Here is a 23,957-nt window from a genome sequence, read left to right as displayed (position 1 = left end):
TGAGCAAAATACTGATGATGACAAGCAGCGCAGCGCAGCCTGGAGTGATCACGTTTCTGCTGCGTCGCGCACGTCAGCGTCTTCAACAGCGAAGCCGGACGCCTCATTGGATGAAGATGCCTTGATCGACCGATGGCGCGCACGCGTCATATCCGCAGATAGTGGCGACACAACGCAAGAGCGACAGCACACTGCAGACGGATCAGCCGGAGATAAGCAGTCATTTGCGAAGCAACGCCGGGCAAAGATGCCGGAAGTCAGAGGAAATTCTGTCGAAACAGATGCGGCAATCCCGACACAACCAGAAGGCTTACTGCACAAACTGCGCCATCGCTTCACCCGAGGAAGGCATCCGACACAGCTAGAGAAGCCCGATGATCAATGGTTGCCCCGTTCCACCGAGGCATCGCAAGATTGGCAAGCCGCCGATGCAGTCCTGCGACAAACGGCTGCGAATCGCCGCAAGCTGCACGCACGTTTCGCAGCAAAATTCGTCGTCGCGGTGCTGCTGCCAACGGTCGGGGTTTGGTACTACGTCAGTCACGTAGCAATACCTCTTCATACAGCAAGCGCTGTCATCTCAGTGACCAAGCCCTCACCTGACGCCAATGCAGCTGGACTGGGAATTCTAGGCGCGGTCAGTGGTGGTGGGCAGATGCGTGAAGCATTCATGGTTCTGGAATACATGCGCTCGCCCGCGGCTTATGCCGCACTTGAAGAAGATTTGGGTCTTATCAGCTATTATAGCGGTGATAACATGGACCCCATAGGGCGCGTGCGGGATCTCGACGTCGTACAAATCACGCAGGCCCAAAGCCTTGGTCGCTACATCAGGTCATCAATTGATGTCCAGAGTGGATTGATCTCTACGAGCATTCGCGCGCGCAGTCGTGAGGACGCGCTCGGGTTCCTGACGGCGCTGTTGGCCACCGCCGAACTGCATATGAACGACCTGTCTGCGCGCCTGTTCGACGAACGGATGGAGCAAGCCAACCGGGCCGTCACTCGAGCCCGCGATCAGCTAGAAAGTGCGCAGCTGCGTCTTGTAGAAGTTCAGATCGAGAACGGTGAGGTTGACCCGCAGGCAACGGTGGCAGGCATCTATGAAGCCATCAACCTTCTGGAAGCAGATCGTTTGGATTTGGAGAGGCGTATTCTGGCCTTGGAGGCTGCTGGAAACGACGGCTCGCCGATTGTGTCGCAGTACAGGAGTTCGCAATGGGAGATTGATCAACTGATTGCTGTCCAGCGCGCGCGCCTAGTCGACAACAGTAGCGGCAGGTCGCTGAACGAAAAACTCTCCGCGCATGAAGCGGCAAAGGCTTCCGTGTTAGTCGGTGAGCAGATTTTGGCCGCCGCTCTGGCAAGCCAAAACGAAGCGCGGCAAGCGGCCGAGCTTGGCGTCAGCCGCTTTCAGATTGTCGTTCCGCCACAGGCCCCACAGATTGCGGACTACCCGCAACGTTGGCAAACGACGGCACTTGCCCTATTCATATTTATCTCCTTGCTTGCTGTCTTCAGTATCGTCAAGCCAAGATGAAACCGAGTGTCAGTTCACGCGGTTAACAGCGCGCCGAGACTGGCCAAACATGAACCAGCAATCCCTGGAAAGTCCAAACATGACTGCAGAAGAGCCAATCGCATTGCCACGCATGACAACGGACGCTGACCTTGCGAGAGTAAAGACCGCGCTGACGCAGGTGCCGGAGGGTGCCATCGCTGTTGAATTCGGTCCCTGGCTGGGCGGGCTTTCGCTGACGCTGGCAGAGAAATTCGACCTCCATGTTGTCGACAGGTTCTTGTGGACGTCAGATCATGCCAAGAAAGCCCCGCAAACTGGGTTGGCTGTGGGTAATGACTTCGCCTCGCAACTTCAGCGGAATTTGGAGAGTGCCGGAAGGTCCGCAACTTTACATCGATCACTGTTCGAGAACTTCGTCTGGTCCGGAGAAAGTATTGGTCTGATTATGATCGACGGCCCAAAGACCGCGCCAGCGCTTAGGGCTTGCCTGTCGGGCGTAGCAGCAGAATTGGCGACAGCCGGGTCTCTTTTGATAAAGAACGGCCTCAATCCACTTTATTCTGACCTCGCAACATATCTCGAACGCCTTGTCGCCGCTGAGGTGTTTGCGCTGCCTGACCAATCCGTTTTGGCCGACTGCAACATCATTGAGCTCAAACCCGGCCGTTACCTGAAGATGATCAACGAAATCTCGCCATCTGATCCCACATGGAAGCTTCGCGCGACACTGCGAAGAGAGATTGCGCTTGCCGATGATCATCCGTATCACTTTCTAGAAGTTATCGCCGCGATCGGTGCCGCGAAGTGGGACGAAGCCTATGCCGCGCTTTCGGTAATGCATCCTAACACGAAGCTTGCGGAAACCTGGAATACGATAAACCTCCGGCCGCTCAAGACACAAAGCAATGCGTCGCTCATCGATCAGATTTCGGATGCTGTGGGCTTCCATCACCAAGAGAGGCAAGCTGGCGATCTCCCCATCGACTTGGGCGAAAGTCGCGACGAAGCGCTTTGTGGCTTTTGGGTCAATGCACACCGTCCAGAGAGGCAGGCACCAACATACCACCCGCAAATTCTGACGAGGGCATTTGAGTTTGGCTATATGCGATGGCCAAACAGAATTCGACAACATGTCTACGGCAAAGACGTCCTGGATGTTGGCTGTGGCCCGGGACTTCACGGCCTTGGATATTTGGCGGCTGGCGCCAAGTCCTACGTAGGTGTTGATCCGATTTTGATCGGCGACCGAGACCGGGCAAAGAATCTGACGAACAAAAGGAAGATGCCCTTTGGCTGGACACCAAATCAGATCTCTGAGGTAATCCCGAACTGGTATGCATCTGCAGAGGCCATTGGCGATACACCCTTGGAACGCCGTTTCGATATCTGCACACTTCACAATGTGACTGAACATCTTCATGGGCTGGACGCAATCTTTGACGATATTGCGGCACGGTTGCGGATTGGTGGAAGAATCCTGTACCATCACCACAACTTTTACGCGTGGAATGGGCATCATTTGCCTCCAAAAACCGTTTCAAACATGGACCAGACAGATCCAAAACAACTTGAGATGATTGACTGGCGACACATCAAGTATGTGCCCGAGCCAGACCATTATATTTCACGTGGCCTGAACCGGATCAGACTGGATGAATTGATCGCAATTACCCGCAGGCGCTTCATAATTGAAGAGTTGATAGAAATCCCATCACAGCCTCAAACCGGACTTGGTCGCCTGACAGATGAAATCAGGGCGCAACACCCTGATCTGACGGAGCGTGAGCTCACCACGCAAAACCTGTTTTGCGTAGCTAGGCTTGCTGCACGTGCGTGAAACCTGCCAAAACCCGCAACTCCAGCGAAATGCGGTTCACCTAAACGTCTAGCATCGTTTACCGTGTTGAAATCTTTGATTGCAGGCAGCGTTACGTCATTCAGTTTTTTGCCTTTTGCTTTGGACTTATACGCACGAGCAGCAACTTGCCGGAAACGAACTTAATCTAAACGCCCAATTAGAGAAGCAGACATCTATTTGAAAGTCGGTTTGACCTAACACACCTAATTCATCACTCGCAAAACCACGCGGCGGTTCAATGCGCGACCGGCATCCGTATCGTTGGACGCTGCAGGTGAGATTTCGCCGAGCCCTGCTGCTTCCAATTGGCTGGCGGGAATGCCATTGGACACCAGCCAACGCACGACGCTTGCCGCGCGTCTTTCAGACAGATCCTGATTGAACGCGTCGCTACCCGTTGAATCGGTGTGGCCTTCTACGGTGAACGTTGCGCCTGCCGAGGCTGCTACAAAGGCTCTGACTTGCTCCAGCGTCGGCAGCGAGGCCAGAGTGAATGTGTCCTCACCGAAGTCAAAGAATATGCCATAAAGATCGATTTCACCTGTACTTGTGATCGCTGTAGCAATGTCCTCTGCCGTCTCGGTCCGGGTTTCCATAACCACCTGAACGCTTGCCTGCTCAGCGGATGCCAGAACGAGGCTGGATGATTGATCGGCATATCTTGGGTGGCGCAGGATCAGGTCAGTTTCTCCGGGCTGGACACCGTCTGCGATGAAGCGCCCCGTCGCATCCGTTTCAACGATAACACCACCGATCTGGACTTCCACACCGGCGAGTCCTGTGCCCGTGCGGCCATCTTCAACAAATCCTGTAATCGTGCCCGGTAAAATTGGATCGAGTTCAAGGCGGATTGTCTCGCTTTCCCCAGGGCCGAGCCGCAGGCTGACGCTGCCGTCGACATAGTCGCGCGCACTTCCAGCGATTGTCAGATCGCCGGCCTGCACACGCCCGAATGTGAAAGTTCCGTCGCTGGCGGTCATCACTTCTCGATCCCCCAGGCGAAGCATGGCCGCTGGAATGCTTTGCCCAGAAAGGCGGTCCACAACCTCGACCGATACTGCGCCATAAGTGATTGGGTCGAGTGACATCACGGCTTCGGTCGTCTCACCGCGCGCGACGTCGGTGTCCATGTTACCTGGTTCAAAGAGCGTCGCGGAGGCTTGGATGGATACGGCGCCAGCCGGCACGCCAATCAGACGTGCGACACCGTCCGCGTCTGTTGTCGCCTGAAGGGTGCCGACGGCAATAGTTGCACCTGCGATGGGTTCTCCGTCAGCCGCGTTGACCACATTGACCTGTAATTCTCCGGTCAGAATTGGGTCTAATCGGATCACGACATCGGTTGTTTCCGTACGACGGACCAGCAGCGTGGCAATGCCGTCCTTGTAGAGCGGCGCTGAGGCAGTCGCCTCGAACTGACCTGCGGGCACTCCCGCAAAAGCGAACTGGCCTGCATCAATGGCTTTTCCGCGCCGCGTGCCCAGACGGACGACCGCGTCCGGCAACGGCGCATCATCCCGAGCGTCTAGTACCGTGACGTTGACCGCGCCTGTGGTGATGGGGTCCAGCGCCAATGCAACGGAGGCCGTGTCCGCGCGCGGGATCGCTGCGTCGCGCGATCCGGCCACATATCTCGGGTGCGCTGCTTGCACAACAATCTCGCCAGCGGGGCGGTCCGGGAATATTGCGATGCCGCGTTCGTCGGTTTCGGCACGCGTACCCCCTGCTTGCACCGAGGCGCCTGGCAGTGGTGCGCCGGTCTCAGCATCGGTCACTGTAACGCGCAGGGTTCCCGTCGTAATGGGTTCCAATTGCAGGGTGACTTCGACGACCTCGCCTGCGGTGACGCTGCCAGAGACCGTGCCATCTCGGTATCCGACCGCTGTCGCGCCAGCGAGAACCCGTCCCGCTGGAATGTCTGAAGAGATGACACGCCCATCGGCATCGGTCTCTGCGCTGAATGCGCCGATCTGAACCACTGCGCCCGACAGCGGCGCGCCTGTTTCCTGATCAAGCACAACAATCGCAATCTGCCCGTCTGTTACCGGCTCTAGCGCGATCAGGACTTCACCTGTGCCACCTTCGGGCACTGTGACGCCGGACGACGCGCTGCGATAGCCGTCAATCGACGCTGTCGCGGTGACGGCCCCGGCCGTAAGCCCGATAAGGTTTAGCTCTCCCAGTTCCGATGTTTGGTCCTGGATTTCTCCAACGACAACAGAGGCATTGGAGAGGGCGAGATCTGTCGATGCATCCGTCACTACGACCCGCAACGCGCCCAGCCCGATCGGAAATAATGCAATGTCGCGCTTTGTCAGACCCTCTTCCAAAATGCCAAGCGGCACGTCGGTTGACACGTAATCAGGATGAGAGACGCGCGCCGTTTGTGCCTCACCCGGCGCGATCCGGATGACGCGGTATGCGCCGTCGGCCTCGCTTGTGCCACGTCGCTGTCCGACACCGATGGACGCGCCGACGATTGGCAGGCCGCTGACGATATCGCGCACAGTGCCATTGATTGCTGCCACGGGCGCCCGCTGTGGCGGCCGAAAGGCCTCCAGCGCGATTTCGATCTCTTTGGTTTGATCTTGCACAATGGCAACCTTCAAAATGACGGGACGATAGATGATGCCCCGCGCAATCAGGGCAGCCTCCGTCGTGCCGCTTAACATGATGCGCACGTTGCCGACTGGCAGGGCGGCCACTTCAAAACGTCCCGCGGCATCTGTTTGCACCGATGTCGCTGCAAGCGTATCCGCCAATGTCGTCCCCAAAGGTGCCACCTGGAAGATCGCCTCTTCAATCGGCTCGCCTGTCTGTGCATCACGGACGATGGCAGACAAGGCCCCCATCGGCGGCTGCTCGGACTGGCGGACTTCTATGACCGCCTCGGTCACTTCGTCCGCGACGACGGCAATGTCGACGGTTGTTTCTTCAAACCGGTTCTGGGGGGCGATAAATGCATCTTCGCCATTTTGGCTGACAATGATCTGACGCTGACCCGCGGCAATGCCAGGCAGGAAGAATGACCCATCGCCATCTGATACGGTAGATCGTGAACCGATCTCGATCCTTGCTAGGTTCACTGGTCTATCAGAGCCTCCAAAACGGACCGTTCCCTGGACATCGCCAAGCGGTGTTTCTTCGGGTGATACTTCCGGTTCGGCAAACAGAAGGCCCTGAGAGAGGATCGCATCAATGGCTTCGTTAATGGCATCTAAGCGCGCCGGGTCGCTCGCCGCACTTCCAAAAGTGCCTTGGATAGCCCCAAAAGCGATCATCTTCTCATCGATGGACAACGCCTTGTAACGATCAACGATTAACGCTGCATCGGAAGTCTCAAGCGCTTCTGCGAAGCTGTCATATTCCGCGGTTTGTGCTTGCGCCTGAAATGCGCCAAGCAAGAACGCAAGCATCGGCAGGACCAGCCAGAGCCTGCTGCCAAAGCGCCTTGAAATCCCGAACCTCGCCATGATCAATCATTCCGCCGATAGGCATTGGTGATAAACGACACGAACAGGCGCTGATGCAGGACGAGTTCGGCAGGAACGGCATCGGGTGGATGGCAGTCTTCGACCCGTTGCAGCAGGCCGCGCAGATGGTCGACAAGCTCTGCCAGCTTGGCGTCATACGCGCGCTGCAGCCCCGCAAGCTGCTCTTGCATCCGCACTTTCTCGCCACCCCACGCATTCTGCGAGACGCTGTGAAAGCCAGCGAGCATGTCGCCCACAATGATGACCCTGCTTTGGAATGTCTTGTAGCGCGTGTAAATCGCCCGCAGCCGCTCATACACGACGAGGTGTGTCTCCATCTCAGCGGCGACTTCTGCGATACAGACTTGACAATCCGGGTCCTCATTGCAGCTCACCATGATGGGTGGTGCCCCCTCTGCAGGGCGCGGCTCAACATCCCGGTCTTCTTCCAACAGCATCTGAAGCTCTGCGATGGCCGAGCGGTTTTCGGCAACACGATCCTGCAATGCTTTGATCTCTGCCTGTGCGATGCTCATGCGTTCTTCGAGGCTGGCCTCGCGAGGGAGCGTGTCGTCCTTGATCTCACCAGATCCGTCCGGGGAGCCCCCTTCAACGGCTTCCGTTACTTCGGGCAGATCAGACTTCGGCTTGCTGGGGTCATAGCTCTCAATAATCTCACCAATGCCGCCTTCTGATGGTGTCTCTGGGCCAAAAACCTCCGCGTCCTTGTCAATGATGGGCGGCAGGTCCGTCGGCGAGATTTCCGGGCCGATCACATCCGAACTGCTCTGCGCGTATGCGGGCAAGACTGGGCCTGTCATTGCCACAGCAATGGTCGCCATAGCGAGAAAACGAAGCTTAAGCATTCTTCTACTCCCCTTGTGCCGGTGCGACTGGCCTGCCACCGTCAAACAGGATCGGCGGCACCTCAGGCGGGACTGAGTCCCCGGTCCAAAACAGCATGACAAAATCGGTCGGCGCGTCCGCGCTCAGCGCGATGCCGATGCTGTCATCGATGCGTCCGGTAAAACGCCATGTGCCAGTGGCATCTGTCTCTGCCTCAAGGTCAGGCCGGTTCCAATAGTGGCGATGCAGAGACACTTTGACCGGGCTTGCGGCGTTTTCGGTGAATACCGTGACAACGGTCGGGCTCATCACATCGATACCGGGGACAAAGAAGTAACGCGCGTCGCCTTCCAAGTCTCCGGACGTGATGATCGCCCTGCCGCCCAATGATTGGTCAGCCTCAAGGATCAGTTCTTCAAACGGGACCTGGTCGTCTCCAATGTTCAACGGCGCGGCCACTGCCGCAGCCGGAACCATGGTGCTGGCGATAAATGCCATCAGTGAAGTTGCACGCATATGGTTTCCCCAAGAATGGCTCATCAGCTATGAATTCCGCGGTCTAGTTGGTGACCCACTCGATGTATTCGGCATCGATTGGGCCGCAGTCGGCATCAAAATACGTCCCGGTAGCGGTGACGATGCCACCTTCGATGAAGGCCCATTGTTCGTTTTCGATATTGTCGGCCCCTTCGACATTGGACTGGACCTCTACGGTCAAAAAGGCACCGTCAAGCTGACCCAGAATGCCGCTCAGGTAGCCCCAAGTTTCGCCAGATTGAGCAAACACGTTTCCGAAGGCATAACCGTCTATCGCCTCGCCTTCGATCTCTTCGAGCGAAATGGCACCGCGATGTGTTTCGGTCTCAATCCGGTAACAAGAGTGTTGAAGTGGTGCGGCTGGAGCGGTGATGCGCAGGTCGGAAACATGTTCGACCATATGTCCACTGGTTGTGGTGTCCGCAGCAGACGCGACGGGCAGCAAAGCTGCTGCTAAAAAAAATCGAACCGAGCGATAACATTCAAGTTGCATAAAGGACCTTTGATCAATCAAGGATTGTCCACGACGCAAGCCGCGCTTGACATCACGTTGCGTACGTCATCAGGCGTATCGGACGGATAGGAGACCTTGTAGCTGCCATCCGGCAAAACGTTGTTTGCAGCCTCTGTCCAACCGTTGGAAAAAACCGCCCGTGAATACGCGTCAAGGCGGCAACGCAGGTTGCGCCCTTCGGGATCTATTGCCTCAAAAACAATAGTGCAGATCCCATCGGTTTCGCCCTCGACCGAACGATCAAGGGTTTGGCCCGTGCCCGCGACCATGTATGCCTGCTCAAACGCGACACACGCGCCGACACTCTCAGCAAACGCCAACGTCTCTTGCTGAAACTGTTCAACCATCGCTGCAATTTCTTCGGCAGTCTGGGCAAAGGCGGATAGCGGTGCCAAGGCAATTGCCAATATGAAATGACGCATCTCAAATGGTTCCTATCGTGCTAACATCGTGCACAGACGCGAAGCCTTGTCCTCGCCGCGGAACGGTGACCGCCGCGCGGCATGTTGATCCTCGGCAGTCAGCACATCTGCCAGTTAGCGAATGATGAAAAACAAGCCGACACGTTAGCAAGAGCAGGCAGGTTCGGTTTTCCGAACCCCTCACCTGTTTTTTTTGGCGACTGTCCGCCTTATGCTGGCCGTGCTATCGTTCCGGCATCCCATTGAATTCAGGAGGTGGCCCAGCTTTATGATCATCAATGACGTTCATCGGGAACTCATCGAAAGCCTTGAGCGCGCGGCGACAGCTGAACAGAAGGCGGCAGTCACACGGGGCTACTGCGCAGGGCACGGCTTTACGCAGTTCTTCTATGGCTTTGTGAGCTATCCGGATGACATCATTGATAACAACGGCATGTTTCATACAACGTTCAACAATGAGGTTTGGGATCTTCACGCGGAAGGGGGCGGCATTCAGAATGATCCCATCGCAACACGTATCAATGAAATTCATCTGCCCGAGGTCATGGACAACACGGCAATAGCGCGTGACGAAAAATTCTCTGATCACCCCCTTACGGATTATTTCCTCGGAAGTGACTGGAATCTGGGTGTTATCTATCCGTTCAAATCAATTGGCGGCATTGGCGCGCTGACCGCTTTTGCAGACAATGGTTCCCGCCGTGAGCAAGTTGGCATCGTCGAGCAAGGCCTCCGCAGCCAAATGATTGGTCTCGCCGGTTTGTTTCACGAGGCAATCGTCAACAGCCGCGCCGCCCACAAGATGTTTTCGATGACGGACAAGGAACGCGACGCGCTCGCATTCGTCGCAGCAGGTTACACGATATCAGATCTGGCCGATCATCTGATGATCAGCGAACGTGCCGTTGAAAAACGTCTATTCCGGGCGCGGCGAAAGCTTGGCGCGAAGAACACGGCCAACGCTGTGTATCGTGCTGCCGTCCGCGGGATTATCTAGTTTTCGGTTCAATCGATGCATCGTGGTTGAAAGCTCTGACAGCGACGCGATCACTTAGTGAAAACTGTGTGCTGAGAATCTCAACTCCTCTACAAGGGCGCCGCCGCGTCGGCACAATTGGGCGGGTCCTCAACTCCCTGGGGGCTGTACTCATTGATTTCTGGCTCGCGCCACGGTTCAGGATTCGGAAACGAACGGCGAGGTCAAAAGCTATGCTGATCGCCGCGGCTTACCTCAACGCCCCTCGCGTGACGTCCAGCGTCGCGGTGAAATGGAGTACGTGGACACCTTATTAGCCGAACCAAAGGCGGCATGAACACAAAGCGACTGCCCTCGGCGACAGCAAGTGCCACGCATTGAACAGTTTGTCACCGCTGGTCAGGTCGACGATTACGTCGGCGCAAGGGCGTTGTTGAGTAGATTGCCAACGGTCTACTCATGCATAGTAGCGTTGCAAGAAAGGGGCATCCGCGCTTGCATGCCGGTCGAAAGCAGCGGTCCAAAGATCTTCCTATCCGCTATCGCACTAGCGGCAATAATCATCTACCGGTTATGATTGCTGACCCTAGCACCCATTGTCTCGGCGGGTGGCTCTTTCGCACCAGTCATGAACGCCACGGCATCGGACATTGTGTAGTCCATCGGATCGATCACGCAGAGCCTGCGACCGAGGCGGTGGACGTGGATGCGGTCAGCGACTTCAAAGACGTGGGGCATGTTGTGACTGATCAGGATAATGGGAATCCCCCGCGACCGCACATCGAGTATAAGCTCAAGCACCTTGCGGGACTCCTTGACGCCTAGGGCTGCGGTCGGTTCGTCCAGAATGATCACTTTTGAGCCAAATGCGGCGGCGCGGGCCACAGCGACGCCTTGCCGCTGCCCGCCGGAGAGTGTCTCAACCGGTTGGTTGATATCCTGGATCGTCATCAGGCCCAGCTCATTGAGTTTTTCGCGGGCAAAGGACTGCATCGCCGCCTTGTCTAGTTGCTTTAGAAGCGCGCCGCGCCAGCCGGGTTTGCGCAATTCGCGGCCCATGAACATGTTGTCGGCAATCGACAGGGCCGGGCTGACCGCAAGGGTCTGATAGACTGTCTCAATCCCCGCATGGCGCGCGTCGTTGGGAGACGCGAAACGGACCTGCTGCTGTTCCAGTTCGACCTCACCGCTATCGGGCACAACCGCGCCGGACAGCGCCTTGATCAATGTGGACTTGCCCGCGCCGTTATCGCCGATCACGGCCAGGATTTCGCCCGGATAGAGATCGAAATCGCAGTTATCGAGGGCAACGACTTTGCCATAACGCTTGGTCAGATTACGGCCTTTGAGGATGGGTTCCATTACGCGGCCACCTTTCTGATCCATTGGTCGATGCCCACGGCAAGAATGATCAGCGTGCCGATCAGCATGAAGGTCCACTGCGGGTTCACGCCGGCCATACCGAGGCCCAGCATGAACACCCCGACAATCAGCGCACCAAAGAACGCCCCCCAGATCGAGCCGCGCCCGCCAAAGAGCGAGATGCCCCCGATCACCACGGCAGTGATGGATTCGATGTTGCCTTCCAGCCCCGTCGAGGCGCTCGGCGATACAGAGGCAAAGCGCCCGATCAGGGACCACCCTGCAATGGCCGAAATCATTCCGGCAAGCATGTAGACCGACATCAATGTGCGTTTGACGTTCACGCCGGCAAGCTCTGCCGCCTCCGGATCGTCGCCCACCGCATAGACATGGCGGCCCCAGGCGGTGGAGCGGAGCATGTAAGCCAAAAGGAATGTCAGGCCGATCAGGACCAGAACGCCATAGGTGATCTTGGTCTGCCAGATCAGGTCGAGCCAGAACTGGTCGGTGTCGTTGGGGCGGATACGCTCATACGTAATGCCACGCAGCTTTTCGATCCAGATCACGAGTTGCTCATTTGGTTTCAGGCCCAGCCATTGCAGCATCGGCGCCTCTTCACGGATCGTGCGCGCGCGGATCGTTTCGTTGCGGGAATAGATGTAGTTGGCCGCGAGCACGATCTGCCAGACCCCAAGTGTGGCGATGAAGGGCGGGACCTTGATGCGGGTCACAAGCCAGCCTGACAACGCGCCAATCCCGGCACCTGCGGCAAGTCCGCAAGCCACAGCGACAGCGGGCGGCAACCCGTAGGTGAAGGTGAACTTGCCCATGATGACAGAGCAAAAGACCGCAATCGCACCAACGGACAGATCAATCCCCGCCGTCAGGATGACCAGTGTCTGCGCGAGTGCCAGAATGCCAACCACCTGTATCTGTTGAAAAACCAGCGTCATCTGCGGCAGAAAGCGTGGCCCCAGCCAACCGGTGAAGATCAGGATCGCACAGACGAGGACAATCAGCGGGACAAGCGAGGGCGTCTTGTGCAGCGCGCTTTGAAACCGCATCAGCGGGGATTTGTGGCTGACCTCGAAAGCGGCCACCGTTTGCGAAGCGCCTTCCAGACCGGCTTCGTAATTGTCGGACTTGTCCGCCATGGCGACCTCCCCCAATGAGTGTTGCCTGTTGCGTCTTGCAAAAGGGCGGGCCGTAGCCCGCCCCTCAGTTTCCAGCTTGTGCTGTAATGTGTGTCGCGATCAACCCCAGCAGAGCTCGGTGCCCTCTTCAACCGAGATGCTGTCGACCCCATCAACCGCGCTACCGGTCACCAGTGCAACACCAGTGTCAAAGAAGTCTTTGCCCGGCGTATTCTCTGGCAGTGTGCCATCGGCGGCATATTGGGCGATGGCTTCGATGCCGAGCGAGGCCATGAGCAGCGGATATTGCTGCGATGTTGCACCAATCACCCCATCGGCCACATCGGCCACGCCGGGGCAGCCACCATCGACCGAGACGATCAGCACATCATCTTGTCGCCCCACCGCAACAAGCGCCTCATATGCGCCTGCGGCGGCGGGTTCGTTGATCGTGTAGACGACATTGATGTCAGGATCGGCGGCAAGGCAGGTTTCCATCGCCGTGCGGCCGCCCTCTTCGTTACCCGCCGTCACTTCGTTGCAGATGATCCGTTCGTCGGTCTCATCACCCCACATATTCGGATCAACCACATCGATGCCGAAACCGGTCAAAAAGCCCTGATCGCGCAACACGCCAACCGTTGGCTGGCTGATCGCGAGGTCGAGCATCGCGATCTTGGCATCCGTCGCCGCATCGCCCAGCGTACCCGCAGCCCATTGCCCGATCAATTCACCGGCAAGGAAATTGTCGGTGGCAAATGTCGCGTCGGCGGCATCAATAGGGTTGAGTGGGGTGTCAAGCGCAATCACCAGCAAGCCGGCGGCACGGGCCTCTTCAACCGGATCAACAATCGCCGCCGTATCCGATGCGGTGATCAGGATCCCCGATGCCCCGTTGGCGATGCAGGTCTCAATCGCGGCAACCTGTGCCTCATGGTCACCATCGACCTGACCGGCATAGGAATTGAGCGTAATGCCAAGCTCGGCGGCCTTCGCCTCGGCGCCTTCACGCATTTTCACAAAAAACGGGTTGGTGTCAGTTTTGGTAATCAGGCAGGCCGAGGTGCCGTGGCCATCGGCCATGGCAGCACCGGCAGACGTGATTGCGGCAACGGCGGTGCCGATCAAAAGCTTTTTCATTTTATCCTCCCAGACATTTGTCAGCGGGGCCTCCACCCCGCCTATTCAACGCCAGGTTTCCCCAACGTACAGCGCCTAGAAGGACAGATTCCAAATCCGCTGTCAATTAATTAGTTAACTTTCTTTATTAAAAGACTACCGCTATACTGATGTCTGAAGGAGTGCTGCAGAACGCTCGCATGGATGACGGTTTGATCAGATCAATTAGCCTTGGGCTAAGCCAGCGTGGCGTTCGCGATCATAACGAACGCCTGTTGCTGTCGCTGATCCAGCGCCATGGCGCGATGCCCGCGAGCGATCTGGCGCGATATGCAGGGCTTTCGCCGCCGACGGTGTCAACGATCCTCAAACGGCTCGAGGCTGAAGGGCTGGTTGCACGCGGTGATCCGGTGCGCGGCAAGGTTGGCAAACCCTCGGTCCCGATGGGGTTATCACCGGATGGTGCGTTTTCGTTTGGGCTGAAGATCGGGCGCCGGTCAGCGGAACTCGCGCTGATCGATCTCTGCGGCGTCATGCGCCACGAGCGCCACCTGACCTATCCCGAACCTGTCGCGGCAGAGGTGTTCGACTTCGTCGAAAAGGGAATTTTCGAAATCTCGGAGAGCCTGCCAGAGGCACAGAGACAAAGGATTTGCGGCCTAGGCGTCGCCGCAGCCTTTGAGATCTGGAACTGGCCCGAACAGGGATCAATCGCACGGACAGAGTTCCTGACATGGCGGTCCGTTGATCTGCGTCAAGACTTGCAATCGCTCACTGGTTTGCCGGTGTCGCTGATCAACGATGCCACGGCGGCCTGTCAGGCGGAACATACTTACGGGCGTGGGAAAGAGTTTCGCGACTATGCTTATTTCTTCATCGGCGCCTATATCGGCGGCGGTGTCGTGCTGGATCACGCTGTCTATGAAGGACGGCAAGGCAACGCCGGTGCGCTTGGGTCATTGCGGACCATCGGGCCCAATGGCGAAAGCATGCAACTGGTTGAAATGGCGTCGATCCGCCAGTTGGAGAAGCGCCTGCGTGAGGTCGATCTTGATCCAAGGGTACTTTGGACTGACCCCGACAGTTGGACCGCCCTGTCGCGCTATGTCGATCCCTGGCTAGGCCAGACCGCGCAAGAGCTTGCAAAAGCCGCGCTCTCAACCTGTTCGGTCATCGACTTTGAAGCGATCCTGATTGATGGCGCGTTCCCAAGCGACATTCGCGAGGATCTAGTCGTCCGCGTGCGCCGCTATGTGACGACACAGGATATGCGCGGCCTGATCCCGCCACGGATCGAGGCTGGCTGCATCGGCCGCAAGGCCCGCGCCATTGGCGCGGCTACCCGGCCAATCAACACGCAATTCTTTTTGTAAGCGATACGGCCGGGCTCTTTGAACCTTAGCTGTTGATCGTCAATAATCATCGCCCGCATATCGATTGGGCTGACCCTTCGCAGCCGAGTCACCGATAAAATCCGCCCAGTCATCACCCGGTCGCCAGATGCTCTCCATCATGGCAAAAGCCTCTTCCTCCGGCAGATCATCATAGGTCTTCGCATAGCGATAGAAGAACGCGCTGACCCTGGCATTATAGATGCAATGCACGTGAATTTGTGACCCTGCATCATTGTCGAGCGCCGCCTTGAAATCTGCAAAATCCTGGTCGGTCGGGCTCTCGAAATCCACCGGTATGTGGGTGTAGCGCATGCCGAGTGCGGCGACCTTGTCGGCCTCATCAGGCAACGCGTCCTTCCCGTGGCCCAACCCCAGATTGACAATATGGGTCACGCCCAGATCGCGGATCTCGGCCAGTTGAGCGGTATCAGGCTGCCCGGATGTGGTCAGGCGCGCATTCACGCGGCGCCAGTTCAGGATGTGGTCTGGATCATTCGTCATCTCGTTACTCCTTCAGGCATGAAGATGCGCGCAAACCGCATGCGCCTTGGTGAACCGCTTGTCAGAGGCTGGGAATTTGACCAATTTCCCGGCGGGCCGCACCGGGCGCTGCACGAAATTCCCACCGCAATTGGGGCAGGTATTGTCAAATCTCTGCTCCACACACTCGGCGCAAAATGTGCATTCGAACGAACAGACGCGCGCATCGGTCGCGTCCGGTGGCAAGTCCTTGTCGCAGCATTCGCAGTTGGGCTTCAAAATCAGCATCACGTCATCTCCTACTCAGGTGACGCTAGACTATGGATTTTCGATTTGGCAGAAATGCCAATATGACTGCAAAAACTGCCAAATCCCATCCATCACGAAAACGGCTGGTCGTCTTTGTCGTCTACCCCGATATCGTGCTCCTTGACCTTGTTGGCCCGTTGCAGGTCTTTTCACACGCGCCCGATCCGGTGATGCAAGGCAACGGTTATGAATGCATTGTTGTGTCGGTGAGTGGCGGCCTCATCGAGACCAACACTGTGGTGTCCATCCCAAGCGAACCCATCGCCCGCGTTCTTGATCGTGACATCCACACATTGATTGTCGTCGGAGGTGACGGCGCGATTCCGGGCAGGCGTGATGCCACGCTGATCAGTGCAATCAATCGGCTCGCCGAACGGGCTTATCGCGTCTGCTCGGTCTGTTCGGGTGCCTTGGTGCTGGCTGCCGCCGGATGGCTCGACGGGCGGCGCGCCGTGACCCATTGGGATGATTTTCAGATGCTGACGGAAGAATTTCCTCATGTGAAGACAGAATTGGACCCGATTTTTATCAAGGATGGCAATGTCTGGACATCCGCTGGGATCACCGCGGGCATCGACATGGCGCTGGCGATTGTGTCGGAGGATCTGGGGCGCGCGTCAGCGATGGAGGTCGCCCGGTCGATGGTTGCGCAAATGGTCCGCTCTGGCGGGCAATCGCAATTCAGCCCCGCATTGATGCGCCAGGCCAGCGATGGCACCGGGCGCTTTGAGGCGCTGCATCTTTGGATGGCGGATCATTTGGCCGAGCCATTGCCCGTCGAAACCCTCGCGGCTCAAGCCGGGATGAGCGCGCGCAATTTCGCGCGGGCCTATGCGAAAGCCACGGGAACGACCCCCGCAAAGGCGGTTGAGGCAATGCGGATCGAGCGGGCTCAGGACTTGCTAGAGACGACACCCAAAAGCCTCAAACAGATCTCCACGCTCTGCGGGTTTGGCGATGAAGATCGCATGCGCCGCGCATTTCTGAGAACCCTGCACGTGTCGCCTGCGGATTACCGCAGCAATTTCCAAGTCTAAGGCCTTCCCAATCGCCTCAGTTGCCCGGATTCTGCGCTACCGCATCTGACAGGTCAGCAATCGCAACGTCAAAAGCGGCAATGAAGCTATCATCGATTACGCCTCGGGCCAATGTATTGAAGACCACGTTATCCAGTCCAAGCGCGGCGGTCGCCTCAAAGGCCGCTGGCGGCGGTGCCGCCTCCCAAATCAAAACGCGCGCACCGGTCTCGGCGACGAGCATTTCCAGCTCACCCAATTCTGTATCCGTGGGCATCACGCCGGGCTCCCATTCGAGCGATGCGATCGAAAGGTCGTAGCGCCGGGCAAGATAGTGGTAACGCGGGTGGGTCGCGATCATCGGTACATCCTGCGCGCGCGCAAGCGCCGCTTGCGCATCGGCATCTAACTGTTCCAGATCACTGCGTAATTCCGCGAAATTGGCATAGACTGCGTCGGCTTGGGCAATCTCACGCCCGGCAATGGCACCCGCAATCGCCTCCGCCTGCGCGATGGCCAGCATCGGGTTGAGCCAGGTGTAAGAGGCCAGTCCTTCATGCGAATGCTCACCACCGTCACCATGGCTGTGGGTGATACTTTCGGTCACGATAAACTGGTCGCGGATCGCGGCCGACGTATTAACCAGCCGCGACCGTGGCAACGACACGCGGTTGACCCAAGTGGCAAACCCCGCCCCGTTCAGCAGGATCAGATCGGCTGATTGGATCATGCTGATATCCGCGATGGCGGGCCGCCAAAAAGAGGGATCAACATCCGTGGGCACAGGGAAAACAACCTCTGCCTCATCCCCCAGCAGGCGTTCTGCAAAATATTGCAACGGATAGTTCACGGCGACGATGCGTGGCCGATCCTGCGCCGCGGCGGGATGAGCCGCTAGCAGCGCCAGAAGAGCAGCAAGCCAATGATATATGTGAACACGCCTCACGTCTGACAGTTCCGCGCAATGTCTTCGGGTGTCAGCAGCCAGTAATTGTCGTGGCTGCCCGTATCCACCTCAATCACCAGCCCGCCCGTGTGGTCAACGCTTTCAAGCGCAATGCTAGCCGTACCATCGCTTTCAAGAGCCAGTGTCGTCAGAAGCAGGTTCTCCGCATCCAAAACGCGGACCTCGCCCTGTTGCGCGACATTGCCGTTTGAGAACTTCGCCTCCACCGTCACCGTCTCACAATCGACCGAGGCGAAGACAATGAGCTGATGTGCCGCTGCACCGATTGGTGCCGCGATCAAACCACAGCCCAGCAGAAGATGCCTGATCACTGCCCGGTCCATTCTTCGAAATGCACCCAGATCACGGCGCCCAGCTCCACTGCCTTGTCCTGACCGTCCTGCGGCAGAGTGTAGTCAGCCGTGTTCAGCGCGGCAAAGCCCCACCAGCCGTCAGATGGCGGTGCGTAGGTGAAGACGCCATCGGCATCAGCTTTGACCGTCTGGGTGATCATCAGTTCATCCGGTGCTGTCGCCCCAGCGCCATCATTGAAGAACTCAACCTCAACCTCCGCGTAAGGCACCGGCGCGCCATCCATCTTCACGATACCCTGAAAGACGTTGTGCTCCCACAGACCAAACGGTTTTGAGAGCGGCACGATCTCTGTCTTCAGACCCAGCTCGGTGTCCCAGCCCTCGTCATCGCCGTACGCGGTCACATAGGTCTTGGTATAGTGGATGATGAACGCATCCTCGGCAGGTTCCCAATAGGGTTTGGGCTCCATCGCAAAAACGTAAGTGCCCGGACGCTCCAGCGGGTAATCAAGCGTATAGCCCTGCTCATCCATCACCGTCGCTGATTGCAGATCACCCAACAGGTCGGTGGTTTCGCCCTCATGCGTAACCGAGAACGCGGCTGGCATCTCAAGGATCATCCCGTCCATCTCGAACGGATGCGAAAACGACATGGTGAGTGCCACGCTGCGCCCGTCTTCCTGGCTGATCATCGGATCGCTGGGAATGATCATCCCGTAATGCGCCAGGGCCGGTGACACGGCGATCAGGCTCGCCAATGATGCGGTGACAAGATGACGTTTCATGAAAACTCCTGTTGGTTATGCGCCAAGGGCGAGCAGCCACCCCACCCAGGCTTCGGCATTGCGCGACACGAAAATGCCGCCAAGTGCAGCGATACCGCCTGCAATTAACAATAACGTAACTGTTTCTGCCGCCAAGAGCCGCAGCACCATATCGCGCCGTGCGCCCAGTTTGACTGCAGTTGCAATCTCGCGTGCCCGCAGGCGGTAGCTGAGGAATACGGCCAGACCAATCGCAGCAAAGGCCGCAAAGGCGATGATGGCAGTCACCACATCCAAGAGCGATTTGATGCGAAAGATGCGGTCTACCAGCCCCTGCACCACTTCGGCCGGTGCAATCAATTGCGTAGGGTTTTCGCTGTCCAGATACCGGCCTTTCAGGATCGTTCCGGACCGTGTGTCATTAGGGACGACAATCACCGCCGAGGTCGGGAAGTCATTCTGATCGCCATGGAAATGGAAGCTTTCGATATTGTCAGGCGTGATCCTCTGGTATTGCACGACGGCCGCATTGGCGAGCGCGGCGGTCCCGTCGGCGATATCGGCGGCGGTCACCACATCCTCATGCCCATGCCCGATGCCCTGGATCACCCAGGCCGTCTTGATGTCCACAAAGATCGCCTGATCGTCCGGCGAGTTTGTGGGGGCGAGGACGCCCACAATGGGCATCTCAAGCGGATAGACGCCATCAAGATCAAACAGGTTCTCAGGCGCCGAAACCAGCGTGTCGCCCACCGTTTTGCCCAAAGCCGCGGCCACATCCGCGCCAATGACCGCGTCCCCGAGAAACGAAAGACCGCGCCCCTCTGCCGGAGTCAGATCACGGAAGTCAAAATAGTCGAGTGTGGTGCCAACGATCCGAAACCCGCTTGACGAAAACGCCGTATGTACCGGGATCGGGATGCCAAGCCCGCTATCCCAGACCGTTTCCACCTCTTGCATCGGCACAGGATCAGGCCGTTCATCCGAGAAATAGAGGGCCGCCATCACCAGATCGAGCTGCGACCCGCGACTGCCCAGCAAAAGCGGCGTCGCCTCGCCCCGCGCCACCAGCGCGCGTTCGCTGGTCGACAGCAAGGTCTGGGTGGCCATCGGCACAAACAGGATCAAGGCGGCGACCAGCACCAGCACAAGGCTGCGCGCCCAGTGATAGCGCAGATAGGCGAAGGCCAAGTACAGCGCATTCATGCCGCTGCCCCCGTACGGAACTCCGCAAAATCCAGCACCCGCTCAAACCGCGGCAAAAGCTCATGATCATGGGTCACCGCAAGCACAGCGGCACCTGCCTCTGCTGCCTGCTCAAACAACAAATCAAGAATGCGCGCCTTGCTGTCAGGGTCCAGATTGCCCGTCGCCTCATCCGACAGGATCAGTTTTGGCTGCGTCACAAGCGCCCGACAAATCGCAACCCGCTGCTGTTCGCCTTGGCTCAGCGCATTTGGATGGCGGTCGAGCTTGTCGCCGATCCCGCATGCAGCCGCCAATCGCTCTGCCCTGTCACGCACCGCCTTGTCGAGAGTCAATGCAGGCGTGATACGATAGGGATAAAGGATGTTCTGCCGTGCCGAGAGGTAATCAAGCAAAGCGAAGTCCTGAAACACAAAACCGATCTGGCTGGCGCGAAAACGGCGGCGCGCTGTATCGGACAGGATCGCAACATCAGTTCCCGCCACATCGATCTGCCCGGCATCAGGCGTCAGAATGCCCGCGATCAGGTACAAAAGCGTGGTCTTGCCGCTCCCACTTGGCCCGACCACAGCCACCCTTTCCCCGTCTTCCAGCGAGAATTCGGGGATTCGCAGCTGAAAGCCGCTGTTGCCATAGGCAAATGAGAGGCTCTCGATCCGCACCATCAGTTGGTTTGCGGCGCCAGAAAGGTTTCGCCCGCCGCATCGCGGTTCACCTCGCGCAAGGTGAAATCAGTGATCCGCCACGCACCCTCAACCGGGGCCACCGTCAGATCCGCGCTATAGGTATTGCCCCGGACATGCAGGTGTTCTGCATGACCCACGGTGCCGATCACCTGCCAAGAGGCGTCGATGGCGAGCACCGCCCCCTCTTGCGCGACGTTGGTGGTCAGAAGCTTGATTTCATGGATCGTCTGGTCCGCCTCATCCAGACCACCGCCCGCCATGGCACCAACCCGCTCGAGATAGAGATACTCCAAAGCACCGCCATGGGTGACGCTGGCCAGTGTGTCGTAGATGGCGTCTTCGCCGGTTTCGGCAAAGGCCTCGTAAACCACGAGCAAGAGCGCGGGCGTCAACCGCCAGAAATCTGCCCGCGCCTCTTTGACCGTCATCGGTTCCAGACCCGGAGCCGCGAATGTATCGGTTTCCGAGATCTGATCACCCGTCGGCAAAAGTAGGAAAACGGTCAATCCGATCAGGCCAGCGGCAGATATGGCGGCAGCTTTGATTATGCGCGTCATGGCGGCCTGCTCGCGTAAAAAGGGGCGATTTTCGTGCAATGTGCGCGACTTCGAAGACAAGCGCAAGCGCACGGCCTGGGTCGGTTTTATGCAACTCCGATATCGGCCCAGATTGGCAAATGGTCCGAAGCATGGCGCGCCGGTCCTTCATTGACCACACCGGCCGCCCGCACCGCGAGGCCGCGCGAGACGGCGATCCGGTCAAGGGCTGCGATGGGCCGTGCAGCGTGGAAGCTGTGGCCGGGGGCATGCACGTCAAAGTCCTGCAGCACCTCCAACCCCTTGTGGGGCGACCATTCGTTGAAATCCCCGGCCACGACGACGCGCTCGGCTTCATCAACGGCACGCGCAATCGCACGCAATTGTCGGGTGCGATAGCGCCGCATCAGGCCCAGATGCGTCGCCACAAGACTGAACTGGTCCAGATCGACACGCACTGCTCCCCGAGGCTCAAGCCCCGGCAAGTCGATATGGGTCACGCGCCCATGCGCCAGCCCCTTGCGCAAAAGCACCGCATTGCCATGCCAACCCAGGCTAACATCATTGCGGGCAACAGGCACGACCTCAAAATCCGTTTCAGCGGCGATCATTGCACGGCACAAAGCGGTGGGTCGGGGCGCCAGCCGCCGATCCGCCTCTTGCAAGGCGACCACATCCGCGTGGAGGTCGTTCAACACCTGCAGAATCCGCCCAGGATCACGGCGCCGATCCAGGCCTTTTGCCTTGCGGATATTGTAACTGGCGACACGAAGCCCTTTATCAAACCTAGTCATGCTCTCAACATGGGGGCATCGCGGCAGAAGCCAAAGGGGGAGAGACATGGTCAAGGCGCTCTTTTTCGGTCAAAGCCCGATTGTCGCGATTTTGTGGGGGCTTTTGCTGCTCACATCGCTGACTGCCCTGTTTTTGGGCTTTTGGGAACTCAGCTTTGTTTCTTTTTCGACCTTTGCTTTGGCCGTTGCTCCTGCATTCCTGGCCTCTCGGCTGCATATCTCCCTCCCAGTGCCGTTTCTGGTCGCCACAACGCTGTTTATCTTTGCCAGCGTCTTCATGGGCGAGGCATTCGACTTTTACGAACGTGTCTGGTGGTGGGATGTGGCCTTGCATGCGGCCTCGTCCGTTGGCTTCGGTCTGATCGGCTTTCTCTTCGTCTTTATGCTGTTTGAGGGCGACCGCTACGCCGCGCCACCCTTTGCGATGGCCTTTATTGCCTTCTGTGTTGGGATGACGGTCGGTGCTTTATGGGAAGTGTTCGAATACCTGATGGACACCTGGTTCGGCCTGAACATGCAGAAATCCGGGCTGGATGACACGATGCAGGACATCATGATCAACGGGGCGGGTGCCGCATTGGGATCTTTTGCCGGATATCTCTATCTACGCGGACGTGGCGATGGCGTGTTCAGCCGCCTGATTGATCAGTTCATTGATCGCAATAAGCAGCTTTATCGCAAGTCCAAGGCACGCCTGCGCAAAGATACGCGCTAAAAAGCCGTCACATTGGCTTGAAGTCCTGCGGAACCGTATCGCGCTCTTCCAGAAGCGAGTCGGCCATGACCTCACCCACCTTGGGCGCCATCCCGAAACCGATCTTGAAGCCGCCATTGGCGATGAATTGACCGGGGCGCGTGGGATGCGCCCCTAAGACGGGTGCACGGGACCTGGTGCGCGGGCGCACACCAGCCCAGCGCGCAATGACCGGGGCATCCCGTAAGACTGAGAAAGCCGTTACGGCGCGGGCGATAATATCGTCAAGCGCAGCGTCGGTGTTGCTGGGATCGTCAAACTCTCGCTCTGACGTCGATCCCACTCCGACCGTCCCATCCCCATGCGGAATGATATGCAGCGCATCGGCGAAAAGCTGTGGCTGATCGATGGCATCATAGCGCAACAGGGCCGCCTGCCCCTTCACCCCATTGCCGCCAATCTCCTGCACGCCAGACCAGCCCGTGGCCCAGACGACAGCACCCTCCTCTGATCCTTCTCTGGTGACCTCTCCGCCCAAGGCTAGCACAGCATCGGCAAGCGCGTGCGTCGCCCGGCGCGGGTGGATCAGTGCCGAGAGCGTGTCGTGCACCACTAGGCCGGTGGGCGATGGCGGCATCCAGCTTGCCTCTCCGGCAGGCACGACCTCCCAAACCGCCTTGCCTTCCCAGAGCGTCGCCGCGTTGTCCGCCCGTTCACGCGCCAGGGCGACCGCTCGTTCGTCAGCAAGTGGCTGCAACCGCCCCGATCTGGCATAGCCTACATCGGCCCCGGTCAATTCCTCCACCCCGGCCCAGAAGTCCGCGGCCATGATCAGGCTTTCGAACTGAAACGCTTTCTTTTCGTTCCAGTTCTCTGGCACATGCGGGGCTAGGGCGCCGACCAGTCCGCCGCTCGCCCCGGCAGCGACACCGAACGGGTCGATCACGCGCACGAAGGCCCCGCGACGCGCGCAGGCATAGGCGACCGACAGGCCAAAGACCCCTGCCCCCATCACTGTGACATCTGCCGTTGCCATTCCGCATCCTTCCGCCCAAA

At 58.2% G+C, this 23,957-nt stretch carries 24 protein-coding genes; 6 read left to right on the top strand and 18 right to left on the bottom strand.

From position 1 onward, the window contains the following. Positions 1–247 precede the first annotated feature (247 nt). Together SLH47_RS18250 and SLH47_RS18245 are read left to right on the top strand one after the other, a co-directional pair. Complete coding sequence (locus SLH47_RS18250; protein ID WP_320241467.1) at positions 248–1,540, top strand: hypothetical protein; 1,293 nt, start codon at positions 248–250, stop codon at positions 1,538–1,540. Between the two features lie 583 nt (positions 1,541–2,123). Next, on the top strand, positions 2,124–3,359 hold the full coding sequence (locus SLH47_RS18245; RefSeq protein ID WP_320241465.1) for a class I SAM-dependent methyltransferase: 1,236 nt from the start codon (positions 2,124–2,126) through the stop codon (positions 3,357–3,359). Positions 3,360–3,583: 224 nt separating this feature from the next. Here SLH47_RS18245 and SLH47_RS18240 read toward each other — a convergent pair whose 3' ends face one another. From SLH47_RS18240 to SLH47_RS18220, 5 genes are all read right to left on the bottom strand, one after another. Then, the gene (locus SLH47_RS18240) at positions 3,584–6,853 is read right to left on the bottom strand and encodes a carboxypeptidase regulatory-like domain-containing protein (RefSeq protein ID WP_320241464.1); all 3,270 of its coding nucleotides are present in this window, start codon (positions 6,851–6,853) and stop codon (positions 3,584–3,586) included. A gap of 2 nt (positions 6,854–6,855) precedes the next feature. Continuing rightward, entirely contained in the window at positions 6,856–7,719 is an 864-nt protein-coding gene (locus SLH47_RS18235) for a hypothetical protein (protein ID WP_320241462.1), read from the bottom strand. A 4-nt stretch (positions 7,720–7,723) separates the two neighbouring features. Continuing rightward, positions 7,724–8,215, bottom strand: coding sequence for a hypothetical protein (locus tag SLH47_RS18230; RefSeq protein WP_320241461.1), 492 nt, complete (start codon positions 8,213–8,215; stop codon positions 7,724–7,726). A gap of 43 nt (positions 8,216–8,258) precedes the next feature. Continuing rightward, positions 8,259–8,636, bottom strand: a complete 378-nt coding sequence (locus SLH47_RS18225; RefSeq protein ID WP_320241460.1) for a hypothetical protein — start codon at positions 8,634–8,636, stop codon at positions 8,259–8,261. 110 nt (positions 8,637–8,746) lie between these two features. Further along, positions 8,747–9,172, bottom strand: a complete 426-nt coding sequence (locus SLH47_RS18220) for a hypothetical protein (protein ID WP_320241459.1) — start codon at positions 9,170–9,172, stop codon at positions 8,747–8,749. A 268-nt stretch (positions 9,173–9,440) separates the two neighbouring features. Here SLH47_RS18220 and SLH47_RS18215 point away from each other — a divergent pair, with 268 nt between their 5' ends. Continuing rightward, complete coding sequence (locus SLH47_RS18215) at positions 9,441–10,169, top strand: helix-turn-helix transcriptional regulator (protein ID WP_320241458.1); 729 nt, start codon at positions 9,441–9,443, stop codon at positions 10,167–10,169. A 543-nt stretch (positions 10,170–10,712) separates the two neighbouring features. Here SLH47_RS18215 and SLH47_RS18210 read toward each other — a convergent pair. From SLH47_RS18210 to SLH47_RS18200, 3 genes are all read right to left on the bottom strand, one after another. Further along, positions 10,713–11,510 carry an ATP-binding cassette domain-containing protein gene (locus tag SLH47_RS18210; protein WP_320241456.1) on the bottom strand — a complete coding sequence of 266 codons (798 nt, stop codon included), beginning with the start codon at positions 11,508–11,510 and terminating at the stop codon, positions 10,713–10,715. Then, the gene (locus SLH47_RS18205) at positions 11,510–12,664 is read right to left on the bottom strand and encodes an ABC transporter permease (protein ID WP_320241455.1); all 1,155 of its coding nucleotides are present in this window, start codon (positions 12,662–12,664) and stop codon (positions 11,510–11,512) included. Before SLH47_RS18205 ends, SLH47_RS18210 begins: the two co-directional genes overlap by 1 nt. 99 nt (positions 12,665–12,763) lie before the next feature. Continuing rightward, complete coding sequence (locus SLH47_RS18200; protein WP_320241453.1) at positions 12,764–13,783, bottom strand: sugar ABC transporter substrate-binding protein; 1,020 nt, start codon at positions 13,781–13,783, stop codon at positions 12,764–12,766. Positions 13,784–13,962: 179 nt separating this feature from the next. On the opposite strand from SLH47_RS18200, the gene SLH47_RS18195 reads away from it, so the two are divergent. Further along, a complete protein-coding gene (locus SLH47_RS18195; protein WP_413785656.1) occupies positions 13,963–15,135 on the top strand; it encodes an ROK family transcriptional regulator in 1,173 nt (390 codons plus the stop codon). A gap of 39 nt (positions 15,136–15,174) precedes the next feature. On the opposite strand, the gene SLH47_RS18190 is transcribed toward SLH47_RS18195, so the two are convergent. Both SLH47_RS18190 and SLH47_RS18185 read right to left on the bottom strand, forming a co-directional pair. Further along, on the bottom strand, positions 15,175–15,657 hold the full coding sequence (locus SLH47_RS18190; protein WP_320241450.1) for a protein tyrosine phosphatase family protein: 483 nt from the start codon (positions 15,655–15,657) through the stop codon (positions 15,175–15,177). A 12-nt stretch (positions 15,658–15,669) separates the two neighbouring features. Further along, positions 15,670–15,924 (bottom strand): DUF1272 domain-containing protein, encoded by a 255-nt coding sequence (locus tag SLH47_RS18185; protein WP_320241449.1) that lies wholly within the window; start codon positions 15,922–15,924, stop codon positions 15,670–15,672. A gap of 62 nt (positions 15,925–15,986) precedes the next feature. On the opposite strand from SLH47_RS18185, the gene SLH47_RS18180 reads away from it, so the two are divergent. Beyond that, positions 15,987–16,982, top strand: coding sequence for a GlxA family transcriptional regulator (locus tag SLH47_RS18180; protein WP_320241448.1), 996 nt, complete (start codon positions 15,987–15,989; stop codon positions 16,980–16,982). A gap of 16 nt (positions 16,983–16,998) precedes the next feature. Here the strand turns inward: SLH47_RS18180 and SLH47_RS18175 are convergent, their stop codons facing one another. The 7 genes from SLH47_RS18175 to SLH47_RS18145 form a co-directional block, all read right to left on the bottom strand. Next, complete coding sequence (locus tag SLH47_RS18175) at positions 16,999–17,907, bottom strand: metal ABC transporter substrate-binding protein (protein WP_320241447.1); 909 nt, start codon at positions 17,905–17,907, stop codon at positions 16,999–17,001. Next, complete coding sequence (locus SLH47_RS18170; protein WP_320241446.1) at positions 17,904–18,239, bottom strand: hypothetical protein; 336 nt, start codon at positions 18,237–18,239, stop codon at positions 17,904–17,906. The genes SLH47_RS18175 and SLH47_RS18170 overlap by 4 nt, the downstream gene beginning before the upstream one ends. After that, entirely contained in the window at positions 18,236–19,006 is a 771-nt protein-coding gene (locus SLH47_RS18165; protein WP_320241443.1) for a DUF4198 domain-containing protein, read from the bottom strand. The genes SLH47_RS18170 and SLH47_RS18165 overlap by 4 nt, the downstream gene beginning before the upstream one ends. Before the next feature lie 15 nt (positions 19,007–19,021). Beyond that, the gene (locus SLH47_RS18160; RefSeq protein ID WP_320241440.1) at positions 19,022–20,191 is read right to left on the bottom strand and encodes an ABC transporter permease; all 1,170 of its coding nucleotides are present in this window, start codon (positions 20,189–20,191) and stop codon (positions 19,022–19,024) included. Further along, positions 20,188–20,856, bottom strand: coding sequence for an ABC transporter ATP-binding protein (locus tag SLH47_RS18155; protein WP_320241438.1), 669 nt, complete (start codon positions 20,854–20,856; stop codon positions 20,188–20,190). Before SLH47_RS18155 ends, SLH47_RS18160 begins: the two co-directional genes overlap by 4 nt. After that, positions 20,856–21,434 (bottom strand): hypothetical protein, encoded by a 579-nt coding sequence (locus tag SLH47_RS18150; protein WP_320241437.1) that lies wholly within the window; start codon positions 21,432–21,434, stop codon positions 20,856–20,858. Before SLH47_RS18150 ends, SLH47_RS18155 begins: the two co-directional genes overlap by 1 nt. Before the next feature lie 86 nt (positions 21,435–21,520). Continuing rightward, positions 21,521–22,207 (bottom strand): endonuclease/exonuclease/phosphatase family protein, encoded by a 687-nt coding sequence (locus SLH47_RS18145; RefSeq protein WP_320241435.1) that lies wholly within the window; start codon positions 22,205–22,207, stop codon positions 21,521–21,523. A gap of 46 nt (positions 22,208–22,253) precedes the next feature. Between SLH47_RS18145 and SLH47_RS18140 the strand changes: the two genes are divergently transcribed. Beyond that, positions 22,254–22,922 carry a hypothetical protein gene (locus SLH47_RS18140; protein ID WP_320241433.1) on the top strand — a complete coding sequence of 223 codons (669 nt, stop codon included), beginning with the start codon at positions 22,254–22,256 and terminating at the stop codon, positions 22,920–22,922. A gap of 7 nt (positions 22,923–22,929) precedes the next feature. Here the strand turns inward: SLH47_RS18140 and SLH47_RS18135 are convergent, their stop codons facing one another. Next, positions 22,930–23,937 carry an FAD-dependent oxidoreductase gene (locus tag SLH47_RS18135; protein WP_320241431.1) on the bottom strand — a complete coding sequence of 336 codons (1,008 nt, stop codon included), beginning with the start codon at positions 23,935–23,937 and terminating at the stop codon, positions 22,930–22,932. Positions 23,938–23,957: the final 20 nt, after the last annotated feature.

Source organism: Cognatiyoonia sp. IB215182, assembly GCF_033963905.1.
Taxonomy (GTDB): Bacteria; Pseudomonadota; Alphaproteobacteria; order Rhodobacterales; family Rhodobacteraceae; genus Yoonia.
This window is presented reverse-complemented; position numbering and strand designations above follow the sequence as displayed.

What these genes read in the sequence shown, in the direction of transcription:
- SLH47_RS18185 (WP_320241449.1), bottom strand. Translation starts at nt 15,924, where the DNA reads ATGCTGATTTTGAAGCCCAACTGCGAATGCTGCGACAAGGACTTGCCA.
- SLH47_RS18235 (WP_320241462.1), bottom strand. Translation starts at nt 7,719, where the DNA reads ATGCTTAAGCTTCGTTTTCTCGCTATGGCGACCATTGCTGTGGCAATG.
- SLH47_RS18190 (WP_320241450.1), bottom strand. Translation starts at nt 15,657, where the DNA reads ATGACGAATGATCCAGACCACATCCTGAACTGGCGCCGCGTGAATGCG.
- SLH47_RS18230 (WP_320241461.1), bottom strand. Translation starts at nt 8,215, where the DNA reads ATGCGTGCAACTTCACTGATGGCATTTATCGCCAGCACCATGGTTCCG.
- SLH47_RS18165 (WP_320241443.1), bottom strand. Translation starts at nt 19,006, where the DNA reads ATGAAACGTCATCTTGTCACCGCATCATTGGCGAGCCTGATCGCCGTG.
- SLH47_RS18180 (WP_320241448.1), top strand. Translation starts at nt 15,987, where the DNA reads ATGACTGCAAAAACTGCCAAATCCCATCCATCACGAAAACGGCTGGTC.
- SLH47_RS18240 (WP_320241464.1), bottom strand. Translation starts at nt 6,853, where the DNA reads ATGGCGAGGTTCGGGATTTCAAGGCGCTTTGGCAGCAGGCTCTGGCTG.
- SLH47_RS18205 (WP_320241455.1), bottom strand. Translation starts at nt 12,664, where the DNA reads ATGGCGGACAAGTCCGACAATTACGAAGCCGGTCTGGAAGGCGCTTCG.
- SLH47_RS18160 (WP_320241440.1), bottom strand. Translation starts at nt 20,191, where the DNA reads ATGAATGCGCTGTACTTGGCCTTCGCCTATCTGCGCTATCACTGGGCG.
- SLH47_RS18200 (WP_320241453.1), bottom strand. Translation starts at nt 13,783, where the DNA reads ATGAAAAAGCTTTTGATCGGCACCGCCGTTGCCGCAATCACGTCTGCC.
- SLH47_RS18145 (WP_320241435.1), bottom strand. Translation starts at nt 22,207, where the DNA reads ATGACTAGGTTTGATAAAGGGCTTCGTGTCGCCAGTTACAATATCCGC.
- SLH47_RS18210 (WP_320241456.1), bottom strand. Translation starts at nt 11,510, where the DNA reads ATGGAACCCATCCTCAAAGGCCGTAATCTGACCAAGCGTTATGGCAAA.
- SLH47_RS18220 (WP_320241459.1), bottom strand. Translation starts at nt 9,172, where the DNA reads ATGCGTCATTTCATATTGGCAATTGCCTTGGCACCGCTATCCGCCTTT.
- SLH47_RS18195 (WP_413785656.1), top strand. Translation starts at nt 13,963, where the DNA reads ATGGATGACGGTTTGATCAGATCAATTAGCCTTGGGCTAAGCCAGCGT.
- SLH47_RS18135 (WP_320241431.1), bottom strand. Translation starts at nt 23,937, where the DNA reads ATGGCAACGGCAGATGTCACAGTGATGGGGGCAGGGGTCTTTGGCCTG.
- SLH47_RS18155 (WP_320241438.1), bottom strand. Translation starts at nt 20,856, where the DNA reads ATGGTGCGGATCGAGAGCCTCTCATTTGCCTATGGCAACAGCGGCTTT.
- SLH47_RS18140 (WP_320241433.1), top strand. Translation starts at nt 22,254, where the DNA reads ATGGTCAAGGCGCTCTTTTTCGGTCAAAGCCCGATTGTCGCGATTTTG.
- SLH47_RS18250 (WP_320241467.1), top strand. Translation starts at nt 248, where the DNA reads ATGCCGGAAGTCAGAGGAAATTCTGTCGAAACAGATGCGGCAATCCCG.
- SLH47_RS18150 (WP_320241437.1), bottom strand. Translation starts at nt 21,434, where the DNA reads ATGACGCGCATAATCAAAGCTGCCGCCATATCTGCCGCTGGCCTGATC.
- SLH47_RS18225 (WP_320241460.1), bottom strand. Translation starts at nt 8,636, where the DNA reads ATGGTCGAACATGTTTCCGACCTGCGCATCACCGCTCCAGCCGCACCA.
- SLH47_RS18215 (WP_320241458.1), top strand. Translation starts at nt 9,441, where the DNA reads ATGATCATCAATGACGTTCATCGGGAACTCATCGAAAGCCTTGAGCGC.